The 21821-nt window shown below is 39.8% G+C and carries 12 protein-coding genes; 8 read left to right on the top strand and 4 right to left on the bottom strand.

The window, feature by feature from the left end; genetic code table 11:
• Positions 1 to 134: 134 nt before the first annotated feature.
• The 3 genes from RMY32_RS30795 to RMY32_RS30805 all read right to left on the bottom strand — a co-directional run bounded on the left by RMY32_RS30795 (position 135) and on the right by RMY32_RS30805 (position 9942).
• Positions 135 to 836 (bottom strand): transposase, encoded by a 702-nt coding sequence (locus RMY32_RS30795; protein ID WP_322714642.1) that lies wholly within the window; start codon positions 834 to 836, stop codon positions 135 to 137.
• A gap of 290 nt (positions 837 to 1126) precedes the next feature.
• Complete coding sequence (locus tag RMY32_RS30800; RefSeq protein WP_322714643.1) at positions 1127 to 6259, bottom strand: LamG-like jellyroll fold domain-containing protein; 5133 nt, start codon at positions 6257 to 6259, stop codon at positions 1127 to 1129.
• 236 nt (positions 6260 to 6495) lie between these two features.
• Entirely contained in the window at positions 6496 to 9942 is a 3447-nt protein-coding gene (locus tag RMY32_RS30805; protein WP_322714644.1) for a LamG-like jellyroll fold domain-containing protein, read from the bottom strand.
• 830 nt (positions 9943 to 10772) lie between these two features.
• Between RMY32_RS30805 and gvpJ the strand changes: the two genes are divergently transcribed.
• The 4 genes from gvpJ to RMY32_RS30825 all read left to right on the top strand — a co-directional run bounded on the left by gvpJ (position 10773) and on the right by RMY32_RS30825 (position 12764).
• Positions 10773 to 11162: a gas vesicle protein GvpJ gene (gene gvpJ, locus RMY32_RS30810; protein ID WP_322714645.1), complete on the top strand. Its 390-nt coding sequence runs from the start codon at positions 10773 to 10775 to the stop codon at positions 11160 to 11162.
• 95 nt (positions 11163 to 11257) lie between these two features.
• Positions 11258 to 11731: a gas vesicle protein K gene (locus tag RMY32_RS30815; RefSeq protein ID WP_322714646.1), complete on the top strand. Its 474-nt coding sequence runs from the start codon at positions 11258 to 11260 to the stop codon at positions 11729 to 11731.
• Between the two features lie 38 nt (positions 11732 to 11769).
• Complete coding sequence (locus RMY32_RS30820; RefSeq protein ID WP_322714647.1) at positions 11770 to 12504, top strand: GvpL/GvpF family gas vesicle protein; 735 nt, start codon at positions 11770 to 11772, stop codon at positions 12502 to 12504.
• Positions 12505 to 12518: 14 nt separating this feature from the next.
• The gene (locus tag RMY32_RS30825) at positions 12519 to 12764 is read left to right on the top strand and encodes a gas vesicle protein GvpG (RefSeq protein WP_322714648.1); all 246 of its coding nucleotides are present in this window, start codon (positions 12519 to 12521) and stop codon (positions 12762 to 12764) included.
• A 32-nt stretch (positions 12765 to 12796) separates the two neighbouring features.
• On the opposite strand, the gene RMY32_RS30830 is transcribed toward RMY32_RS30825, so the two are convergent.
• On the bottom strand, positions 12797 to 13153 hold the full coding sequence (locus tag RMY32_RS30830; RefSeq protein ID WP_409884399.1) for a gas vesicle protein: 357 nt from the start codon (positions 13151 to 13153) through the stop codon (positions 12797 to 12799).
• A gap of 132 nt (positions 13154 to 13285) precedes the next feature.
• Between RMY32_RS30830 and RMY32_RS30835 the strand changes: the two genes are divergently transcribed.
• The 4 genes from RMY32_RS30835 to RMY32_RS30850 all read left to right on the top strand — a co-directional run bounded on the left by RMY32_RS30835 (position 13286) and on the right by RMY32_RS30850 (position 21748).
• Positions 13286 to 13966, top strand: coding sequence for a GvpL/GvpF family gas vesicle protein (locus tag RMY32_RS30835; RefSeq protein ID WP_322714650.1), 681 nt, complete (start codon positions 13286 to 13288; stop codon positions 13964 to 13966).
• Positions 13967 to 14161: 195 nt separating this feature from the next.
• Positions 14162 to 16063 (top strand): ArsA family ATPase, encoded by a 1902-nt coding sequence (locus RMY32_RS30840; RefSeq protein WP_322714651.1) that lies wholly within the window; start codon positions 14162 to 14164, stop codon positions 16061 to 16063.
• Between the two features lie 437 nt (positions 16064 to 16500).
• Positions 16501 to 18345 (top strand): AAA family ATPase, encoded by a 1845-nt coding sequence (locus RMY32_RS30845; protein ID WP_322714652.1) that lies wholly within the window; start codon positions 16501 to 16503, stop codon positions 18343 to 18345.
• Positions 18346 to 19315: 970 nt separating this feature from the next.
• Complete coding sequence (locus RMY32_RS30850) at positions 19316 to 21748, top strand: LamG domain-containing protein (RefSeq protein ID WP_322714653.1); 2433 nt, start codon at positions 19316 to 19318, stop codon at positions 21746 to 21748.
• Positions 21749 to 21821 lie beyond the last annotated feature (73 nt).

Consider the following 21821-nt stretch of genomic DNA (forward strand, 5'->3'; position numbering starts at 1 on the left):
CTTTGAGGAAGCCACTGAGCAAGTCGCAGTTCCGTTAAGGTTCTGTCTTCCTCTGGGGTCAGAATGATGCGTAATGGGGCAGGCATAACAAGCTAATTTAGCAGTTTTTCTATCTTATAATTAATTCCACCTACCTACTTAGAAGGTTCATTGAGTTTGAATTTGTCACCATGCTTCCTGGGTCGCCCTTGACCAGAATATGCTGGTGGTGCGCCCCACAAACACAGGTTGGAACGCAACCGGACAAGAATATCTGCTTTGATGTGAGCCGTCTTCAAAATGAAAGGAGCGCAGCCATACTCGCTATCCCAAACCGAAATCGGTCTGGTGGGTAAATTCTCACACACTTGTTGTAGTTGCCAAGCTGCCTTCTGTATCGGGTTTTCCCAACTAGTAATTCGCTCATGTCTCAGGGGTAATGCCCAACTGCCCGAATCCTCTGGTATCCAAGCAATGGTGCTGTACCCCTGACCTACGGTTATTGGTTTGTTGCCTGCTACTGTGACACTGCTGTGTTCTATTGTCCTTTCCTGTAGAGTTACTGCATCCGCGCGTGGCCAGGCAGTGTGGTCGCCTGCTAGCAAAGGACGACCATCTGTTGGCATCTGTTTGATGTATAACTGCATCAATTTCTGTCGCTGTGGTCTGCTATCTTGTAATGCTTCGTAGATGCTTGGCCACTTACGTCTAAATACTGGCGATAGCGATAAATCTGCCAAACTGTAGGCATTACGAGTTAACAATATTGCATCCGTCAGTTCAAAAGTCGCATCATGCGCTCTACCTAAATGCTTGTACGCTGCTTGACGAAATTCTTCTAATAAGGCACATTTCATATTGGCAGATGAGAGTTGGTGGTTCTTCTCTCAGGTTCTGCTAATAGGGGGCCTGTGTTCAAGCACACCCCTTATTTTTTCTTTTACAGTCGGCTATTTAGTCTAAACTCCAGTAAAGGACTTCCAACTAAAAAAAATAATCAACTTTTGGGAAGCAGTTTGGATGTACGCTGTAGGATTTCAGCCTGAGCGTACAATTTTCCCGTTTTGGCAGGGTAATGCCATCTTGGGTGGCTCTCAATAGTACTGTATCTACTTCTTTAGAAGTTCTTAATAGCAACAGCCATTGTTCAACGACCTTGGAAGATGTAGATAGCACCAACTCTGCGGAAGTGGGAATTATTTGCCCAAGCAGCAGTACTAAACACCCATTCGCCATCGATGGGAGTACAGAAACCGAAATAGTTTTCGTAATGTAAGTCAGTTGGTTGCAGTTTTTGTTTTTGCTGCCACAAGCCTTTTTCTAGGTGGAAAACGCAAGCATCTCCGGTGTCGATTATTTTGGCAGAATTGGCACGGGTGGAACCAACGATCGCCATATCTTTTGCGATCGCCACCGTCGCACCAAAGAAGCCACAATATTTAGGATGCTCGGCTTGCAGTTTTTGTTTGGGTTGCCAGACTCCTTTTTCTAGTTGGTAAGTATAAACACTGCCAGCAGATAGAACATTGCCAATTTTAGTACCAACTGCCCCGACAAAAGCGTGTTCTCCAGCAATGGCGACGGAGTAACCAAATAAATCTTTCCCATCGACTTGAGTAGATTGTAGTTTCTGTTTGAGCTGCCAGACACCATTTTCTAAACGGTATATATAAGCACCACCGAAAGGACGTTTAACATTAGCAGAGGCGTAGCGATCGCCACCACCAATAATTGCCCAGTCTCCACTAATGGCGATGGAGTTACCAAAGCATTGATTAACACCTAAATCTTTTGGTTGCAACTTCTGTACCTGCTGCCATATTCCATTTTCTAGGCGGAAAACATACACTGCGCCTGCGCCTCGATTCCCGTTTGCTCTGGCGTTGTAAGCCCCAATTAAAGCCCACTCGCCATTGATGACTAACCCTTTACCAAAGTAATCATGAGCAGCCAAGTCAATGGGTTGTAATTTTTGTACTTGCTGCCATACCCTGTTTTCTAAGCGGAAAGCGTAAGCGGCTCCAGTATCTTGCATTCCTACAGTATCGGCTTTCCTAGCTCCCACAATTGCCCATTCGCCACTAATATCGACATCACACCCAAATTGATCGCCTACGCGCGAGTCATGAGGTTGCAACTTCTGTTTGAGATGCCACATTTTATTTTGCAATTGCAAAATGTAGGCGGCTCCGGCTTCTGACAAACGCGATGCATTAGCTTTACGGGCACTGACGATCGCCCACTCTCCACTAATTGCGGCTTCTTCGCCAAAGAAAGAGTTACCATTTAAGTCTGTTGGTTGTAACTTCTGTACTTGTTGCCATCCGCGTCTGGTAATTACTGGTTCATTCACGAAGAAAATTTGTCCGTCCCAACCTGCACCGATCCTTTTTCCGTGCAAGACGCGGTGAGTGCGATCTAAAACTTTATCTCCAGAACCTTCATTTAAAGGCCAGTAGCCAATTAATCCTGGCTCATTCCCCACCAGAGAACGGTGCAGATTATCTTCTATTTCTGCTTTGGTAAGTGCTTTATCCCAAACCTGAACTTCGCTAATTTGTCCGTTGAAATATCGGGATGGCGAATCAACATCTCTGCCTATATACAACCGACCGTTATCATTATTTAATTGTCCTGGTGCTTCAGTGCGGGCAACTTCTTCGCCGTCAATGTATAAACGAATAGTGCGACCATCAAATGTGCCTGCATAATGATGCCATTTAGTAATATCTATGTTTGGTGTAAAACTCGCACATTTCCACATACCAGAACGAATATAAAAATGGAAAGTTTTGCCACCAGCTTCGGGATGTAAACTAAAAGGATTGCGTTTGGAAACTAAGCAACCATATTGATTCCAAATCGGAGTCTTGCTTCTTGCCCAAGCTGAAACTGTGACTTGGTTACTAGAGTTAGTATGTTCTGGAATTTCGACATAATCACCCTTACCATCAAATGTCAATACAGGTTGCAAGTAATCTGATTGATAAGACTGGGGCCAAATGGCTCCGTTGATAATACCTATGTTGCTATTGCTGGTTTTATCTAAAACTTTATTACCACATCCTTCATTAAATGGCCAATAAGCGATTAATCCTTGGTCATTTCCTAATAAGCGGCGGTGCATATTTTTTTGCAATTCTTCTTGAGTACGAATCTTGTTCCAAAAACGTACTTCTGAAATCATGCCATCAAAATAACCGTCAAATGAGTAGTTACTCCGAGCAATGTAGTTAAGAGTGCGGTTAGTACTTTTAGGTAAATGAATTTTTCCAGATTTAACTTCTTCACCATTCCTATAGATTTTGCCAGTACCATCAGCACTAACCATTGCTGCTAAGTGCATCCATCTGTTAGGTTCTAACACATTGGTAGCTGTGATTTGTTGCCCTACGCCATCGCGTTTAATATCTAAAATCAAATCATTATCTGTTTCCAGATTCCCAAAGATGATGTTATCTTTATCAATGCCATTACCAAAGTCGATGATTCGTGAGGATTTTTGGAAGCTACTGTAATATACCCAAGCTTCGATGGTGAAACCTAAAGTGTAATCGAAATTAATTCTTGGTAATGAAATATGGTCATCGTGACCATCAAATTTGAGACCAGATTTGATGACGTTTAGTTCATCGTTGACTGCCGCAGGTTTGATAAAGTTTTGTTGTGTCCAAGTAGCGAAAGATATTTTGCCGTGATTGGCGCTATCGCTTCTATCTCTAACTATATCGCCACTACCTTCATTTAAAGGCCAATAACCAACCAGTCCTAATTCATCTCCTCTGAGGGAGTTGTATATATTACTTTTAATTTCGGCAGCAGAACGGGCGTAATTCCATACTACGACTTCGGCGATAGCACCTGACCAAAAATTATCAACTTTGCCAATCCAATAAGCAGTATCTTTGTTATGGAAAAACTGCTCTGGGGCTGGTTGAGTTAATAAAAGATCGCCATCACGATATAGTCTGTATTCTGTTCCTTGTTTAACCCATGTGATATTAATCCAGTTATCTTTGGTTTCAAAGAAGTTATCTATCCAGGCAAAATAACGTTTACCTGTTAAATCGTAAGAATCGTAAACTAATCCTGATTTCTCTGGAGTTAACCAGATTCCAGGTTTGCGATACTTATCTCCTTCATGACCAATAATTCCTTGCCAATTCCTATCGTCAATTAAAGTTGGTTTAACCCACAAAGAAATAGTAAACTCATTATCATTTTCAAAGGGGTCTTTAATTTCGATATGATTATCATATCTTTGAAAATATAGACTTGATGGTAAATGTAAGGCTTGATTATTAACAACTTTTGGTTGCCATTTAGCACCTTTAATTTTGCCGTAATTTTGTTCGCTAACTTTATTCGCAGCTAAATCGCCGTAGCTATCTTGCAAAGACCAGTAAGCTACTAAATTAGGTTCGTTACCATTCAGAGATTTACCGATATATGCTTGGATTTCTATTAGTGTTTTGGCTTGATTCCAAATTGCAAATTCAGCTAAAGTTCCGTGATAATATGCAGAAGCGCTGCGGGCTAATCTGCCTATATTAGCAACTCTGGTTGTCGGGAGAGCTTTTCTTTTTTCGTTACCACTATGCCAGAGGAGTCCATTACGATATATTTTCATCTCTCCCGCCGTGACATTTTTTACAAATGCCCAGTGCGTCCACTCATCTTGATATTCATAAAGTTGGGCAACTTTTTCTAAGCGATCGTAATTCTCTGTTGCTTGGGATACATCGCAGCCACAATCAAAGTAAACAATCCCATCAACATTGGGAAGTTGGATACTTAAAACACGTTGATGGTCTTCGGCGATCGCTTCAATTATGGTAGCGTTTTTTGGCAGACGACTACCACCTTTAGCCCAAAAGGTGACAGTAATTTCATTGCCTGAAGGGATACTCTCTGGAAATAATTCTATATAATCGTCTACACCATCAAAGTCTAGACCATATTCAATGAAGTTTGCCTTTTGCTCAAAAGCTTTTATGGAGTATTCCTGTTGCCAATTGGCTCCAATAATTTTACCAACATTGCCTCGACTGGTACGATCGGTAGCTGTCTTACCAATACCTTCGTTTAAAGGCCAATAACTCACTAATCCTGGTTCGTTTCCTACTAAATGTTGATATCCGCCAGCTTTAATTTCCTCTGGCGATCGGGGAAAATTCCAGATAGAAACTTCTGCAATTTCACCCCACCAGAAATTATCAACTCGACCTATCCAATAACAGGTATGCTGGTTAGTGTAAAATAGTTCGGGAGCGGTTTTGGTAATAAACAGTTCACCATTACGATAAAATCTGTATTCTGTTGCTTGTTTCACCCAAGTAATATGTATCCATTCGTTTTCAACTTCAAAAAAGTTATTTAAAACATCGCTATAACGCTTACCATTTAAGTTATATGAGTCGTAATATAATCCTTGATTGGGAGATAACCACAATCCAGGTTTGTGATATTGATCTCCTTGTTTACCTATGAACCCACGCCAACCTCCATCATGGAGAAGGCTGGGTTTAATCCACAAGGAAATAGTGAATTCTTTATTGTTAGCAAACGGGTCTTTAATTTCTATATAATCATTCTGTCCGTGAAAAGAGAGAACAGGTTGCGGATAACTTAAAGGGCTAGCAATAGGAAAGAAAATTTGCTGATACCAGGTTGCACCTTGAATTTTACCTTCTTCACTTGCTGTATAGCCGCTACCTTCGTTTAAAGGCCAATAACCAACAAGTCCCGTTTCATTTCCTTCGAGACGACGGTGCATATCTCTTTGCAGTTCTTCTGGTAAACGTGCGTGTTTCCAGAGACGCACTTCTGACAGCTGTCCGTTAAAATAGCCATCTTCTGAATCATGACTATTGCCGATAAAATTTTGAGTCCGGTTGATACTTTCTGGTAGTTGAATTTTTCCCGATTGAATTTCTTGGCTATTCTGATAAATTTTGACATTTCCCGCCGCATCTACTGTTGCTGCTAGATGTAGCCATTTACCTGTTTCTAAGGCTTTTTCAGCAATAATTTCTTGATTGTTGATATTTAAAACTAAAGTATCGCTAGCTCCTTGATTAGCAAAAACAATATTATTCTTGCCTGCGCCATTACTAAAATCAATGATTGATGCACCAGATGTAAAGCTGTTGTAATATACCCAAGCTTCTATTGTTAAACCTTGGGAATAGTTAATATTTAGTTCGGGTAAAATGATGCGATCGCTCTGTCCATCAAACTTGAGGACGTAGGGTAAGTAATTAATCTGTGTATTTGACATAGTTGTTAAGCTCCGAAAAAGAAGGGGAAGAGGAAGGGCATTAGTGTCAACTTAAGCCTTGGCGAATGGAATTCGCGGCTACACAGGCGAAGTCCATCTACGCGGACTAACGGAAAATTAAGGTTTTGAAACCCACGTTCGCCTTTGGCGTTCCCGAAGGGTAGGTGGGTTTTGTTTGTGTAGACGCGGTTTCTAACCGCCTGTTTCGCGTTCAGTTGACACCAATGCCCTTCCCCTTATCGAGATGCAAAAACATAAACTGCACCCACTCTTTTTGCTGTTGAAGTATTTGCCCAAGCAGCAGTTGTAAAAATCCATTCCCTATTTGTTGGAGTAGAAAAACCAAAGTAGCTTTCATAATGTAAATCGGTGGGTTGAAGTTTTTCTTTAAGTTGCCACACTCCTTTTTCTAGTTTGAAGATATGAGCATCACCAGTAGCTTTGAGCTTGGAGGAATCGGCGCGGGTTGAGCCAATTACGGCGATGTCATTAGCGATTGCTACTGTTGCCCCAAAGAAGGCACAATATTTAGGTTGGGATGGTTGCAATAGTTGTTGTGGTTGCCAAACTCCTTCTATTAATTTGTAGATGTAAACGCTTCCAGTACCCAAGATATTGGTGATAGGAGTATTGACGGCTCCAACAAAAGCATATTCTCCAGAAATGGCGACGGAATAACCAAATAAGTCATTAATTCCAGGTCGTGGTGAATTTAGTTTTTGTTTTTGCTGCCATACTCCGTTTTCTAGGTGGTAGATATAGGCTCCTCCGGGGCGTTTGATGCTAGCGGAAGTGTAGCGATCGCCACCGCCGATGATTGCCCATTCTGCTGTCATAGCGATGATGTTACCAAAGCATTGATTAACGCCTAAATCTTGTGGTTGCAGTTTTTGTTTTTGCTGCCATACGCCATTTTCTAGATAGAATACATAAGCTGCGCCTGCATCTTGAATAGTTATTGAGTTACTATGAGATGCGCCGATGATTACCCAGTTTCCATTAATAGCAATTCCCTTACCAAAAGAACTGTTGACATTTAAATCAGAAGGTTGCAGTTTCTGTTTTTGTTGCCAGATTCCATCTGCTAATTGATAAATGTATGCAGCACCAACATCTCTAATAATTCCATAATCTGCTTTGCGTGCGCCAATAATTGCCCATTCTTGACTCATAGCGACAGCAGAGCCGAATTGATCGCCCACACGGGTATCATTGGGCTGTAGTTGCTGTTTTTGTAGCCACATCTGATTTTGCAATTGGAAAGCATAAGCAATCCCAGCATCTTGAATATCAGCTTTATCGGCTTTGCGTGCGCCTGCGATCGCCCATTCTCCACTTAAAGCTGTTTCTTCCCCAAAGTATGATTCGCTCTTTAAATCCGCAGGTTGTAGCTTTTGTAATTGCTGCCACTCATTCTGAGGAATTACTGTTTTTGAATCAATTACAATAATTTTTGGCGATAAATCATACAGTTTTTCTACGAAGTCAGTATTTTTATGTTCTAGTTCAGAGTTGTTCTGCTTGAGTTCCAATAATTGTTTATCTTGTTCAATGTTGTTTTGTTCTGATTCAGCAACTTTCTTATATAGTTCAGTTAGTTGTATATTTTGTTGAGCCTTTTTTTGTTCTAACTCAGAAATTTGTTGAGCTTGGTCAATATTTTTCTGCTTAAGTTCCGATAGCTGTTTGTCTAGTTCAGTATTCTTACGTTTTGATTCAACAGCTTTCTTATCGAGTTGAGCATTTTTTTGCTTGAGTTTTGATAATTGTTTATCTTGTTGAACGTTCTTTTGTTCTACCTCAGCAACTTTATTATCGAGTTCAGCTAATTGTTTATCTTGTTGATCATTCTTTTGTTCTAACTCAGAAATTTGTTGAGCTTGGTCAATATTTTTCTGGTGAAGTTCTGATAGTTGTATACTTTTTTGAGCATTTTTTCGTTCAGATTCAACAACTTTATGATCGAGTTCAGCATTTTTTTGCTTGAGTTCTGATATTTGTTTAACTTGTTCAATCTTCTTTTGCTCGGATTCAACAACTTTCTTATCGAGTTCACTTAGTTGTATATTTTGTTGAGCTTTTCTTTGTTCTAACTCAGAAATTTGTTGAGCTTGGTCAATATTTTTCTGGCGAAGTTCCGATAGTTCTTTATTCTGTTCAGCGTTCTTGTGTTCTGATTCAACAACTTTCTGATCGAGTTCAGTATTTTTCTGCTTCAGTTCTGATAGTTGTTTATCTTGTTCAGTATTCTTTGGTTCTAATTCAACGACTTTCTTATCGAATTCAGCATTTTCTTGTTCAAGCACAGATGCTTTAGGTTGAACCAGTATTTCATTGATAAAGAATAGTTGCCAATCCCAAATAGCTCCAGTAATTTTGCCGTTATTACTAAGGCTTGTACCATCCTTAACTGTGGTAGTAGAGCCTTCATTTAGAGGCCAATAACCAACCAATCCAGGCTCATTCCCTTTTAAACTGTTGTACATACAAGATTTAATTTCAGCTTCAGAACGGATACAATTCCAAAGTCTAACCTCGGCTATCTTGCCTTTAAAATTATAAGCTTCGTTATCGTCTTGATAAACACCTATTCTTAAATTATTTTCAGGATTATAGTTAATTTTATTAGCCGAGATTGCTTTTGTTGCTTTGAGAACTCCATTAACATAAACCTTCATCTCTTGACCGTTGTAAGTACCTGTAACATGCTGCCATTGAGATAAAGTTAATGTCTTAGTACCACTACTGAGATACTGGATTCCTTTCTTGTCAGGGGTGCAAGTAAAATTCACACCACTCGCACCATCAAGACAGAAACCATATCCACTTTCTGTAAAACCTGTATCAAAGATATTGCCAAAGATACCAGCCCATTGCTTTTGTTGTTCAGGATAAACCCAAGCTTCTACAGTTAGAGTTTTTTCGATTTTAAATTCTGGTTTTTTGCCGATATCAACGAGATCGTCTATACCATCAAAAGAGAGAAAAAAAGCAGGAAAATTTGTATTAGTATCAGCTTGAATAGAGGTTTGTTGTTGTTCCCAAGTAGCTCCATAAATTATTGCTTGATTAATAATATTAAATTTGTCGTTGGCAATATTGCCAGTTCCCTCATTCAGTGGCCAATATCCTACCAATCTGGCTTCTTTACCTTCTAAACGGCGGTGTAAGTCTTGTTGCAGTTCTTCTACTGAACGTGCGCGGTTCCAGAGACGTACTTCTGCCATTCGTCCGTCAAAATAACCATCTTGTGTCCAGTTACTCCGGCCGATGTAATTAAGACTTCGGTTAAGGTTTCCAGGAAGCTGAATTTTTCCAGATTGAACTTCTAAACCGTTTTTGTAGAGTTTACCATTACCAAAGCTATCAACTGTTGCTGCTAAGTGCATCCACTTCCCAGTTTCGAGGACGTTGTTAGCTCTAATTCTTTCTACTGTAATTTTTTTAATCTGTAAGATAAGTGTATTAGTGTTACTGTCATTCGCAAATACGATGTTGTCTTTGTCTACACCATTACCAAAGTCAATGATACGCGACCAAAACTTAAAGCTATTGTAATAAACCCATGCTTCTATAGTGAAGCCCTGTGAATAATCTACATCCATTTTAGACAAAATAATATGGTCGTTTTGTCCGTTAAATTTAAGAAAGTAGGGTAAGTAATTTATCTGTTGATTTGGCATGGTGTAGTTAACTCCTATTTGCATTTGAACTAGTGCAAAACTCTAAACGAATACTTAATCAACATAATAAATACTTTATAAATATTATCAAGCTAGCGATTTCAGCTATTACACTTTCAATTTCAAGATTTGACAATAAAAAAATAGCGAGAGGTTAAAGGTGTGACCAAAGATAAAAATTCTGCAATTATTTCAACATATTTACTTGGTTACATATACACTAATTAACACAAATAGTATTTCTTTTGATAAGGAATAATAAATTATTTAAAATTAGCTAATTTATTAAGTAGGTTGACATGATTAAAATAAACTATATAAATAAATGTAACCTGAATCAAACCTTCTTTGCTCTCGCCTTTCGCTTCTTGCCACTTCTTTTATTTTAACTACAAATTTTGGAGTCAACCTACTTAAATTCCTTAAACATTTTGACCAAAAGTAGGAAAAGTAGGAAAAGTAGGAAAAGTAGGAAAAGTAGGATATTTAATATTACGTAGGTTGGTATGATAAAATCAAACTATCTCAAGATAAATTAGAGTAAAACCCTGTCTCCTCTTGCATTTCGCCCTTGCTAGTTTCTTGGTTTAAACTAAAAGTTTTGAGATCGACCTACTTAGTATCTTCTTGAAAAACTCCAGTTTTAAAGATGCATGAGGTTTAATATCTTTCTCAAGATGGATAAGATTTAGTATGTTTTTATAATGGAAATATGATATGGTTCTTTATGTTGATAGAATTTAAGCTATGAATATTTTGTGTTCTCTGTTGTTTAAATAATTTTTGATAGAGAAAAATACATTGTATATCACTAAAGAGTCAAGCCTATCGTGACTTCTACACCAATATCATCGACTTCTAAAACCAACTCGAGTCAAACAATTACCACTTCTACCCAAGGTTCGACTTTGGCAGATATTCTGGAACGAATTTTAGATAAGGGAATTGTAATTGCAGGTGATATTTCTGTTTCTATCGCCTCTACCGAACTTTTACATATCCGAATTCGTTTATTGATTTCTTCTGTAGATAAAGCACGAGAAATGGGAATAAATTGGTGGGAAGGCGATCCTTACCTTAGTAGCAAAGCCCAGACTTTAATTGAGGAAAATCGACAACTCCAGGATAGACTACAAAGTATAGAAGCAGAAATGCGATCGCTTAAAGCTTTAGCTACTAGTCAGGTGGATTTAGGGATAAGGGAAGGGGAAGGTTTTTAAATAAGATTTTTTTACTTTGATTTCAGAAATATTAGTTAAACATTTTGAGAAAAGGATACAAGCGTTTTTAATTGAAAAATAAAATTAGTGATATTATGACGTTAGTTGATAAGTCTTCAGAAAGTTCGGCTGAAAAAATTCTTAATGTTCACAAACTAAACAGTAAAGCAGGTTTAGCTTCTTTATTGTTAACAGTGTTGGAAGTTATTCGCCAGTTAATGGAAGCACAAGTTATTCGTCGCATGGATGAACAACTCCTTAGTGATTCGCAGCTAGACGAAGCAGCAGAAAGTTTGCAAAAACTAGAAGAACAAGTATTACACTTGTGCCAAATTTTTGAAATAAAACCAGAGGATTTAAATATAGATTTGGGAGAACTTGGTACTCTTTTACCTGCACCCGGAAGCTACTATCCAGGGGAACCTAGTCAAAATCCTTCTATCTTGGAACTGTTAGACAGGCTTTTAAATATTGGCATAGTGTTACATGGCGATATTGATTTAGGTTTGGGTAATTTAAATTTAATTCACGCCAAGCTACGCTTAGTTCTAACATCAAAACCAATTTAGTTTTTTGTAAAATTTTAGAAAAAAGTTAGTAAATATTTATGACTTTAGGCATTTACCTATATGGAATTTTTCCCGAAGCTGTTTCTGAAAATGTGATATTAGAAGGATTAGATAAACAAACAGTTAAAAATTATTCTCTTGATGGCTTTAACTTTTTGTATTCTGAAGCTAAACAAAAAAAATATTTGGCTTCTAGACGTAATTTATTGTGTCATGAAAAAGTTTTAGAAGAAGCAATGAGTCAAGGGTTTCGTACCCATTTACCTTTACGTTTTGGCTTAGTTGTGAAAACCTGGGACACAGTTAACGAACAATTGCTTGTTCCGTATAAAGAACAATTAGAAGCATTATTTCAAAAACTGGATGGACGACGGGAAGTTAGCGTCAAAGTTTTATGGAATAGCCAGGAAGAAATTCAAGCATTGCTAGAGACAAATCCAGAATTGCGACAAAAGCGTGATGCAATGGAAGGTAAAACTTTGAAAATGGAAGAAGTCATCGATATTGGTCAAATGATTGAAAAGGGTTTGCAAATTCGCAAGGAAACTATTATCCAAACTTTTCAAGATGAATTAAACAGTTTGGCAGAAGAAGTATTAGAAAATAATACGATGACAGAAGAGATGATTTATAATACAGCTTATTTAATTCCTTGGGATAGTGAATCTATCTTTAGTGAAAAGGTAGAATCTATCGATCAAAAATTTAGCGATCGCCTGCGAATTCGCTACAACAATTTTACTGCTCCTTACACATTTGCCCAGCTTTCTTAAGGGAAATTAATCTGATGTTGATGAAAATATTATTATTTCCTGTCATCGGCCCACTTGAAGGCATAACCTGGATAGGAGAACAACTTCTAGAACGTGCTAATAGTGAATTAGATGAAAACGAAAATCTGCACAAACGCTTGTTAGCTTTGCAACTGGCTTTTGATATTGGCGAAATATCTGAAGAGGAGTTTGAAATTCAAGAAGAGGAACTTTTACTGCAAATTCAAGCAATGGAAGAAGAAGCAGAAGAAGTTGATTAAATTTTTAACCTCTTCTACACGATTGATTGTGACTAAATATCTAAGTAAAAAGTCTCAAAATTATTGGACTCGGAAGCCTTGTGAGAAGTATGGGAGGGAGTTTCGCTTGTATTATCAGTTGGAGTAACGCGCATAGTCTGAGTCTGGACGGAAGGTGATTGGCGCAAGTTTTGAATTGATAATTCAGTTTGTTGTATTTGAGTATCTAAATCGCTCAGGTGCTGTTTCAATTTTTCCAAACTCTCAGTCATAAATTTCACTTCTTCCTGGATACGCTGTCGATCTGACACCATTTTGTATAGCTTTAATTGCTCAGATGCCTCAGATTTTATACGAGGCATTGTGCTGATTTTAGGTCTGTTGAGTCGCCGATTACCAATGTGCTTCATTATCTACTTATAAGAGAGTTAGTTTTATTGTAAATAGTTATTTCTTCATTCTTAATATATATAAAAATCTATATATATGTTAATTTTTAATATAATTTAAATCCTAAAATTATTTAACTTTAAATATTAAGTGTGGAATTATATAATCTTTACGTTTATGCTTTTATCCAAACACCAGTTGTTGACCTAAATTTACCTTTAGGCATCAGCAATATTGTAGTCCTAATTAGCAAATCTGGTGTTTCTGCTCTGGTAGAACCAGCCATTTCCTTGGAATCATTGCAAAATAACGACGAAAGCTTAATTAAGGCAGTCTTGTCTCATGATCGCGTAATTTATGAAGTATTTCGCCACACTACAGTTTTACCCTTGCGGTTTGGCACTTCATTTGCTTCACAAGAGAACTTATTAAATCATTTAGAAACCCATGCTGAAGAATATCTAGAAAAGTTATGCCAAATCAAAGATAAAAATCAATATATTTTAAAATTTATTCCTCGTATTTTAGATGAAACTAATACATCATCAGCATCGGGAGGAAAAGAGTATTTATTAGCCAAAAAGCAACGCTATCAAGCACAGCAAAATTTTTACACTGCTCAAATAACAGAATGGGAAAATATAGCTCAGACAATTACTCAAATCCATGAATCTAAAATTGTTCAGAAAGAAGGTAAAGAAACACGAATTTATCTTTTAGTGAGTAATCAAAATGAATCTTTACTAACAGCACAACTTTTGGCTTGGCAAGAAGCCTGTCCCCGGTGGGAGTTACAGTTAGGAGAAGCACTACCTCCTTATGAGTTTATTTAATTATTGAAGATGAGCAATAGTGTCTGATGTCACTTTTTTAAATCTAGAATTTTGAAAATAAAGATTAGACCTCTTGCATAAATCTTTTTTTGCCTCACGCAAAGAAGAACGTAAAAAGAACAATTTTTGCAATAAGTCTATTATTTCGCCCACGAGGGACAATGTTTTTACCCTTCCCCCCTTCCCTTTATTAATATGAACTCAAATCCCCAAATAGTTGATAGTATTCATCAATATGACTCACTGTGTTTAACCATGTTTAGTGGTAAAGGTGGAGTCGGAAAAACCACACTTGCCTGTGCTTTTGCTCGACGAGTGGCTCAATTATTTCCTAATGAAAACATACTTTTAATATCTACAGATCCAGCCCACTCTTTAGGCGATGTGCTGCAAATAGAAGTAGCAGAACAAGCTTCGCCTTTACCCGATTTACCTAATTTAAGCGTTCAGGCATTGGATGCTAAACAATTACTATTAGAATTTAAAGCAAAATACGGTAATTATTTAGAACTGCTAGTTGAACGCGGAAGCTTTGTTGAAGGAGAAGATTTAACGCCTGTTTGGGATTTAGAATGGCCTGGTATAGATGAAGTCATGGGTTTGCTAGAAATTCAAAGGTTGCTAACAGAAAAGGCGGTCGATCGCATAGTAGTAGACATGGCTCCTTCTGGGCATACTTTAAATTTGTTAGGCATTAAAGATTTTTTACATGTAGTATTAAATTCTTTAGAATTATTTCAAGAAAAACATCGGGCGATAGCTAAAAGTTTTAGCGGACGTTATATACCGGATGAAGTTGATGACTTCTTGGCTAAATTGAAATCAGAATTAGCAGAAGGCAAACGGTTATTGCAGGATGTGGATTTTACTGCTTGCTTAGTAGTTGCGATCGCAGAACCAATGAGCCTGTTAGAAACCAAAAGGTTTTTAGATAATTTGCAGGAACTAGAAATAAGCTGTGGTGGTTTAATAATTAACAAAATATTGACAGGAAAAAATCAAGATTTAGACCGTTATAGCGAACAACAAAACTTATTAGATAGTTTTCTAGATATTTCAGTAAACCAGTCTCTCTTTATCGTACCACAACAGATAACAGAACCTTTAGGAAGCTTAGCTTTAGATAATTTAATTAGCCAAATTCAAAAAGTTGATACCGTTGCTATTGTCCCCCGACCAACTATACAATGGCCTGCTAAAATATCTCCTAATTTCAGCGATTTTATAAACGAAGGTAAACAACTAATCCTTATTGGTGGTAAAGGCGGAGTAGGAAAAACTACAGTAGCAGCAGCCATAGGATGGGCATTAGCTAGTTATTATCCAGACAAAAATATTCGCTTGATTTCTATCGATCCCGCCCATTCTTTAGGAGATGCTTTTGGTAAGAAGTTGGGACACGAACCTACTCAATTAACTGCTAATTTAAGCGGCCAAGAAATCGATGCCAAAACCATCTTAGAACAGTTTCGTAACGATTATCTTTGGGAATTAGCTGAAATGATGAGTGGTGAAGGAAGTGAACCAGGAGCAATCAAAATTGCTTATACTCCCGAAGCTTGGCGACAACTTGTAGCTCAAGCTTTACCCGGTATTGATGAAATGCTATCTCTGATTACTGTCATGGATTTATTAGACAGCAAACAGCAAGATTTAATTATTTTAGATACAGCCCCTACAGGTCATCTTCTCAGATTTTTAGAAATGCCCTCTGCGCTGGCAGAATGGTTAGCATGGATATTTAAATTATGGATGAAATATCAAAATGTTTTAGGACGCATAGATTTTATGGGAAGGTTACGAAAATTGCGCCAACAAGTCGTGCAAGCCCAGAAAAAATTACAAGACCCAAATCATACAGAATTCATTGGTGTGATTCAAGCAGAAGCAGCAATTCTTGCTGAACAAATACGGCTAACTGAATCTTTAGCAAAAATGCATGTTTCTCAGCGTTATATTGTGCATAATCGCTACAGTCAAGAGATAGAACTTGATGACAATCTATTTGTCAATAAAACTATTATTCGCTTACCAATTTTACCCCGTTCCGTAGAATCGCAAGACCGGATTATCGGAGCAGCAAAATTATTATTTTAATTTAATTATCGTCACCCCAATCTAAATCAATGGTTTACAGCACTTTGCAACTAAATAATTTTCGTCCTTGTTTTGGTGCGTCGGCTGGGCGCTGGTGGTTTTATAAATTAAGATTTTTGGCGCGATTTTTTTCGGCATCATACCTTTATCTGAGCGCTCATAAAATTCGTTACTTAAGTTGATGTATTTTCAGTATTTGTTTATCTTTACATAGTTGAGTTTATTCTTACCCACATACTTACATACTCCTGACGTAAGAGTAAGTCAGAGTATGATGTTGAATAAATCAACTCTGCGGAGGAAGAGATATTGGGGAATAAATCGCTATATTTCAGCGGAACTCTCTCAATAAACCAGAAAACTTCTCAATCCTTTGCCAGACGATCGCAACGCTTTGGTCAAAAAGAGCATGACTGCTAAAAAAAGGGAGGAATTTAATGAGCGATTTATTCAAAGGTTTTGAGCAGTTACTAGAACTAGCAAAAGCCTTGGAAGAAAAAATTGAAACCGGAGAAATCAAGGCAGATATGCAGTTTCGGACTCGTCCTCTTAGCAGTATACCTCGTACAGCCGGCGTAAATCGTCCTGGTTCTGTCAACGTCCACGTGGGCAATACTAGCTTTCGGACTCCCCAACCGCCCAGCGATACATCTGCCCAAACCAATTACACATCCCCGAACCCAGTTACACCAGACTCCTCAGCAACCGCCTCCTTACAAGATGTCGGTGGACTAACAGAAGTTCTCAAAGAACTCAGAGAATTGATTGCCATCCCTTTAAAACGTCCCGATCTACTGACAAAACTCGGATTAGAACCGACGCGCGGAGTTTTATTAGTCGGGCCTCCCGGAACTGGTAAAACCCTAACAGCCCGCGCCCTTGCAAAAGAATTGGAAGTTAACTATATTGCCATAGTCGGGCCAGAAGTGATTGGTAAATACTACGGTGAAGCAGAACAAAGACTGCGGGGAATTTTTGAAAAAGCTGCTGAAAGTGCGCCTTGTATAGTTTTTATAGATGAAATTGATAGCCTTGCCCCAGACCGCAGCAAAGTAGAAGGGGAAGTAGAAAAACGACTAGTGGCGCAACTTCTGGGCTTGATGGATGGTTTTTCCGAAACTAAAGGGGTGATTGTCCTGGCTGCTACCAATCGTCCAGAACATCTCGATCCGGCTTTACGCCGCCCTGGAAGATTTGACCGAGAAGTGTTGTTTCGCGTCCCAGACCGCCAAGGCCGTTTAGAGATACTAGAAATTCTGACTCGTGCCATGCCGAAAGAACCGACAGTAAATTTAGCAGAAATTGCTGATTTAGCTGTGGGATTTGTGGGTGCAGACTTGAAAGCTATCTGTCAAAAAGCTGCTTACAGCGCCTTACGCCGTCAAGTCCCCTCAATAGAAGGGCCGATTCCCGACCAGATGACAGTGCAACACTCAGATTTTTTGCAGGCACTCAAAGAAATTAAACCTGCTGTTTTACGTTCGGTAGAAGTGGAATCTCCCAACGTAACTTGGGAAGAAATTGGTGGGCTGGAGGAAATTAAACAAACCCTGCGCGAAGCCGTAGAAGGCGCATTGTTACATCCAGAACTATACCTGAGAACCAAAGCGCGATCGCCTAAAGGAATTTTATTATGGGGGCCACCCGGAACTGGCAAAACTATGTTAGCCAAAGCCGTTGCTTCCCAAGGTAGAGCGAATTTTATCTGTGTCAACGGCCCGGAATTACTTAGTAAGTGGGTGGGTGCTAGCGAACAAGCGGTGCGGGAATTATTTGCCAAAGCCAGACTTGCATCACCTTGCGTAGTATTTCTCGATGAAATAGACACATTAGCACCTGCAAGAGGCCGTTATAATGGCGATTCAGGAGTAAGCGATCGCGTTGTCGGGCAATTGCTCACAGAATTAGACGGCTTGCCCACAGGTGCTACTATCCTGGTGATTGCCGCTACCAATCGTCCTGATGCCTTAGACCCAGCTTTATTAAGGGCTGGAAGATTAGATTTACAGATATTAGTAGATTTACCTAATTTAGAAAGCCGATGGGCAATTTTGCAAGTTTATAATCAAGACCGTCCCTTAGAAGATGTGAACTTAGCTTACTGGGCGACACTAACCGAGGATTGGAACGGTGCGGATTTAGCATTGCTTGGCGATCGGGCTGCGGTGGAAGCGATTCGTCGCTATCATGCCCAAGGAATGACCGATCCAGCAGTAATCAAAATTACAGACGAAGATTTTAACTATGCACATCAAATTTTAATGCAACAGCGATCGCTCTAGAAGCTTGACTAAATAAGCAAAAACTTGCCTAAACGTATTCATGGTTCATCATGATGAGTAAGTAAAATGGCACAAAAAAACAGAACTATATAACGGAAAGTAAAGTTGCTCAAAAAGCTATTGAATTCTGCCTTTTGTCTTCTATCTCCTGCATTTTTATAACGACAATTTTCAACACCAACCTACTTAAGTTGTACCAAACGTGCAAAATCATAGAATTAAGATAAATTATCTTTTATCTTGATTAATGCGTGAAGCAAGTATATACTTACTTCAGGTAAAGAGAGCTTGCTTTTAGTTATGTTTACCATCAAGAAAGAGCTAAAACTTAACAACAAAGAACGCTCCTTGATGCTCGGCATGGCTGGATTTAAGGATTCGTTTACAATTATGGATTAGACCTTATCATAGAAAGTTGGGATTTCAATCACATCTAAGCTGGAGATGCTAAACGAATAGATGCAATCAAAAAGGTTTATAAGCAAGCGCATTATGGAACTAAAATTGAAATAGTTTATCGATGGTTTTATTCTTTTAAAACTTGTTCCAAATGCAGTCATATTCAAACGATGAATCTGTAAGATAGAATATTCTTTTGTCAAAAGTGCGATCGCACTTTTGACCGCGACGAAAATGCTGCAATTAATTTGAAGAATGCACCGTCTAAAGCAGTAAGTCAGGCTCTGGCTTAACTTAACTAGGACTTACGCAAAAACTCTCTGAAACTCTTATTTCTTTGTGTCCTTTGCGTCCTTTGCGGTTCGTTTTTTCATGATTTTGCGTAAGTCCTGTTAACGCCTGTGGACAATAAGTAGCCGTCTACCTTGGTCGTTCGCTCTTAGCATTCCCGTACCCTTTCCGGGAAGCAAGCTACGCATTAGCGCCTCCGTCAGGAGAAGGCTAGCAGGAAGAAAACGCTAACTTAATTAACTAGTTTGGTTAGGTTTCGGTAAGTTTTTTGGAGCAGCAGATGCTGTCACTAGAAAAGCTGAGAATTGCAGTTGCAGGTGTATCAATCACCTATCCCCTTCAGAGCGTCATCCCTCCTGCTAAAAGAACAACACAGCAGGCAATGTCCTCTCAAGAAACTATGCAGCAAACACCTCCGAGTGATTCTTTTCCCAACGCTTCCACATTTGATGGGGTAGATGACAAGTTAGATATGCCTTACGCATCCGAACTCAACCCTGCCAGTTTTACTGTCGAGATGTGGGTCATGGTTCAGGGTGGTTCAGGCTACCAGTCTATTCTGGCCTCAGTCGGAGGCTCACCCCTAGCAGGACGCAAGGGATATCTTTTTTGCATCACACCTGCACGGCAATGGCAATTTTGGTTAGGCAATGGCGAACCAAAAGCATTCTGGCGGCTACTAAGCGGGACACAAGCAAAAATCGGTGCTTGGACACATCTGGCAGGAACCTACGATCGCAACTCACAAACGATGGCTTTCTTCATCAACGGACGAGAAGTGGGACGAGAAATGGGCGTGCAACACCAGCCCAACGATCGCAATCCTACCCGTGTCGGCGCAGGTGCTACAGAACAGTGGGGAGCAAGCCCTTGTTTTTTCCGTGGCAAGATTGCTGAAGTTCATGTTTGGGATCGAGTCCTAGCTGCTAAAGAGATTCAGGCACTTGCAGCCCAGCAGTCAATAGAAGTTCAAGCAGAACCTATCCAAGAAAACGGGGGGCAATGGGGGCAAGAGGGGCAAAGTGTTGACCAGATTAAACAAACTACAGGTAATTTCTCCGATCAAAAGGGACAAACAACTACAGGTAATTTCTCCGATCAAAAGGGACAAAATACAAATCATTCCTCTCCACCACAATCAAGTGTTGAGCAACCCTTAACTCAATTACCAGTAAAGGAAACACCTCTGACATCCCAGCAACCCGGGCCGACCACTGCTGCTATCCCTGACCCCCAAACCGTTCTTTGGCAAATTGGATCTCCAGGTCAAGCCGGAACGCCAGTCCCTACAGGTGCATGGACAATTGAATATAACTACATAGTAGGCACAGATCCCGATCCCCTCAACCGTCCTAGCATTCCCTCTTGCCTAGTGCCTTTTAATGCCAACAAAATTCCTAATTCAACCAGTCAACTAAATATTCACTTTGGTCTCCTAGAAGATTATACTGATGAACAATTAGTCTTTTCTTACGATCGCTACGGCTCTGGAGAAGACAATATATTTCTAGACGGACAACTCATTGCTAAAACGCCCGGTGCAGACAAGGGCAAACTTAAGCAGAGTCAAATCTCGTTAGGAAGTATTCGCCAAGGGCCGCATACGATTTCAATCACAACAGCAAACGGTGCGGATGCCGCACACCTAATCGATTATCTGCAACTCCAAATCCATAAGCCTATGCTTTCCAACCTCACATCCCAACTTGGGGGACTGAGTGGTGCTCCGTCAAAATCCAAAGGCAACCAATCAAATCCCCAGCAATCATCTGCTCAATCAACACAAGGCGGCGGACTTTTAGGTGGAGTATTAGATCCAGTCACAAGTGTCGCTGGCCAAGTTGCAGGCAGAGGTGGCAATGAGGGACTAGTTGGACAAGCCACCGGACTGGTAGGCGGAGTAGCTGGTCAACTTCCCGTAGCTGGGGAATTAGTCGGTGGTTTAACTAATCAAAATTCAGGAGGCGAAGGAGTGTTAGGAGGATTACTCAATCAAGTCGGTGGACTAGCTGGAGGTCTACCTGTAGTTGGCGGACTAGTCGGTGGTCTAACTGGTCAAGGTGGTGGATTAGCTGACGGACTAGTAAATCAAGTTGGTGGACTAGCTGGAGGTCTACCTGTAGTCGGTGGATCAGTCGGTGGTGTCACTGGTCAAGGTGGTGGAGGAGACGGATTAGCTGGAGGATTACTCAATCAAGTTGGTGGACTAGCTGGGGGTTTACCCGGAGTCGGTGGAGTAGTTGGTGGTTTAACTGGTCAAGTCGGTGGACTAGCTGGAGGTCTACCCGGAGTCGGTGGACTAGTTGGTGGTTTAAATGGTCAGGGTGGTGCTGCCCAAGGAGGTCATGCAGGTGCATCGGCTGAAGTTGTGGTGCAATTAGCTGGATTAGTACAGCAACTTACTGTGTTAGTTACCCAGCTAACTCAGCTCATCAGTCAACTAGGGATAGCCAATCAAGCTCATGGCGGAGTAGGGGGCGCAGCACAAACGCCAGTAGCGGGGCAACTTCCTGGAGGAGGCGTATCCTTACCCGGACTTACACCTGCCCAAGTAACCCAATTATCTACAATGACTGGTCTTTCAGCACCCCAACTAGCTCAACTTTCAGCCTTAACAAATCTCCCACCAGCACAACTATTACAACTGCCAGCAATGACAGGCCTCTCACCAGCCCAGGTGTTAACACAACTACAAGCACAACAACGTCGGTAGGTAGTATTGGGCGTTGCTGACTCAGCGGATAAATAGGACAAGCACAAGAGGCAGTGCGTTGGAGGTTCTCTCC

The sequence above is a fragment of the Nostoc sp. ChiSLP03a genome, from assembly GCF_034531215.2.
Taxonomy (GTDB): Bacteria; Cyanobacteriota; Cyanobacteriia; order Cyanobacteriales; family Nostocaceae; genus Nostoc.

Excerpts from the sequence above, each read along its gene's own strand:
- RMY32_RS30825 (WP_322714648.1), top strand. The coding sequence starts at position 12,519 with ATGTTGATGAAAATATTATTATTTCCTGTCATCGGCCCACTTGAAGGC.
- RMY32_RS30815 (WP_322714646.1), top strand. The coding sequence starts at position 11,258 with ATGACGTTAGTTGATAAGTCTTCAGAAAGTTCGGCTGAAAAAATTCTT.
- RMY32_RS30830 (WP_409884399.1), bottom strand. The coding sequence starts at position 13,153 with ATGAAGCACATTGGTAATCGGCGACTCAACAGACCTAAAATCAGCACA.
- RMY32_RS30840 (WP_322714651.1), top strand. The coding sequence starts at position 14,162 with ATGAACTCAAATCCCCAAATAGTTGATAGTATTCATCAATATGACTCA.
- RMY32_RS30820 (WP_322714647.1), top strand. The coding sequence starts at position 11,770 with ATGACTTTAGGCATTTACCTATATGGAATTTTTCCCGAAGCTGTTTCT.
- RMY32_RS30795 (WP_322714642.1), bottom strand. The coding sequence starts at position 836 with ATGAAATGTGCCTTATTAGAAGAATTTCGTCAAGCAGCGTACAAGCAT.
- RMY32_RS30850 (WP_322714653.1), top strand. The coding sequence starts at position 19,316 with ATGCTGTCACTAGAAAAGCTGAGAATTGCAGTTGCAGGTGTATCAATC.
- RMY32_RS30800 (WP_322714643.1), bottom strand. The coding sequence starts at position 6,259 with ATGTCAAATACACAGATTAATTACTTACCCTACGTCCTCAAGTTTGAT.
- RMY32_RS30805 (WP_322714644.1), bottom strand. The coding sequence starts at position 9,942 with ATGCCAAATCAACAGATAAATTACTTACCCTACTTTCTTAAATTTAAC.
- RMY32_RS30845 (WP_322714652.1), top strand. The coding sequence starts at position 16,501 with ATGAGCGATTTATTCAAAGGTTTTGAGCAGTTACTAGAACTAGCAAAA.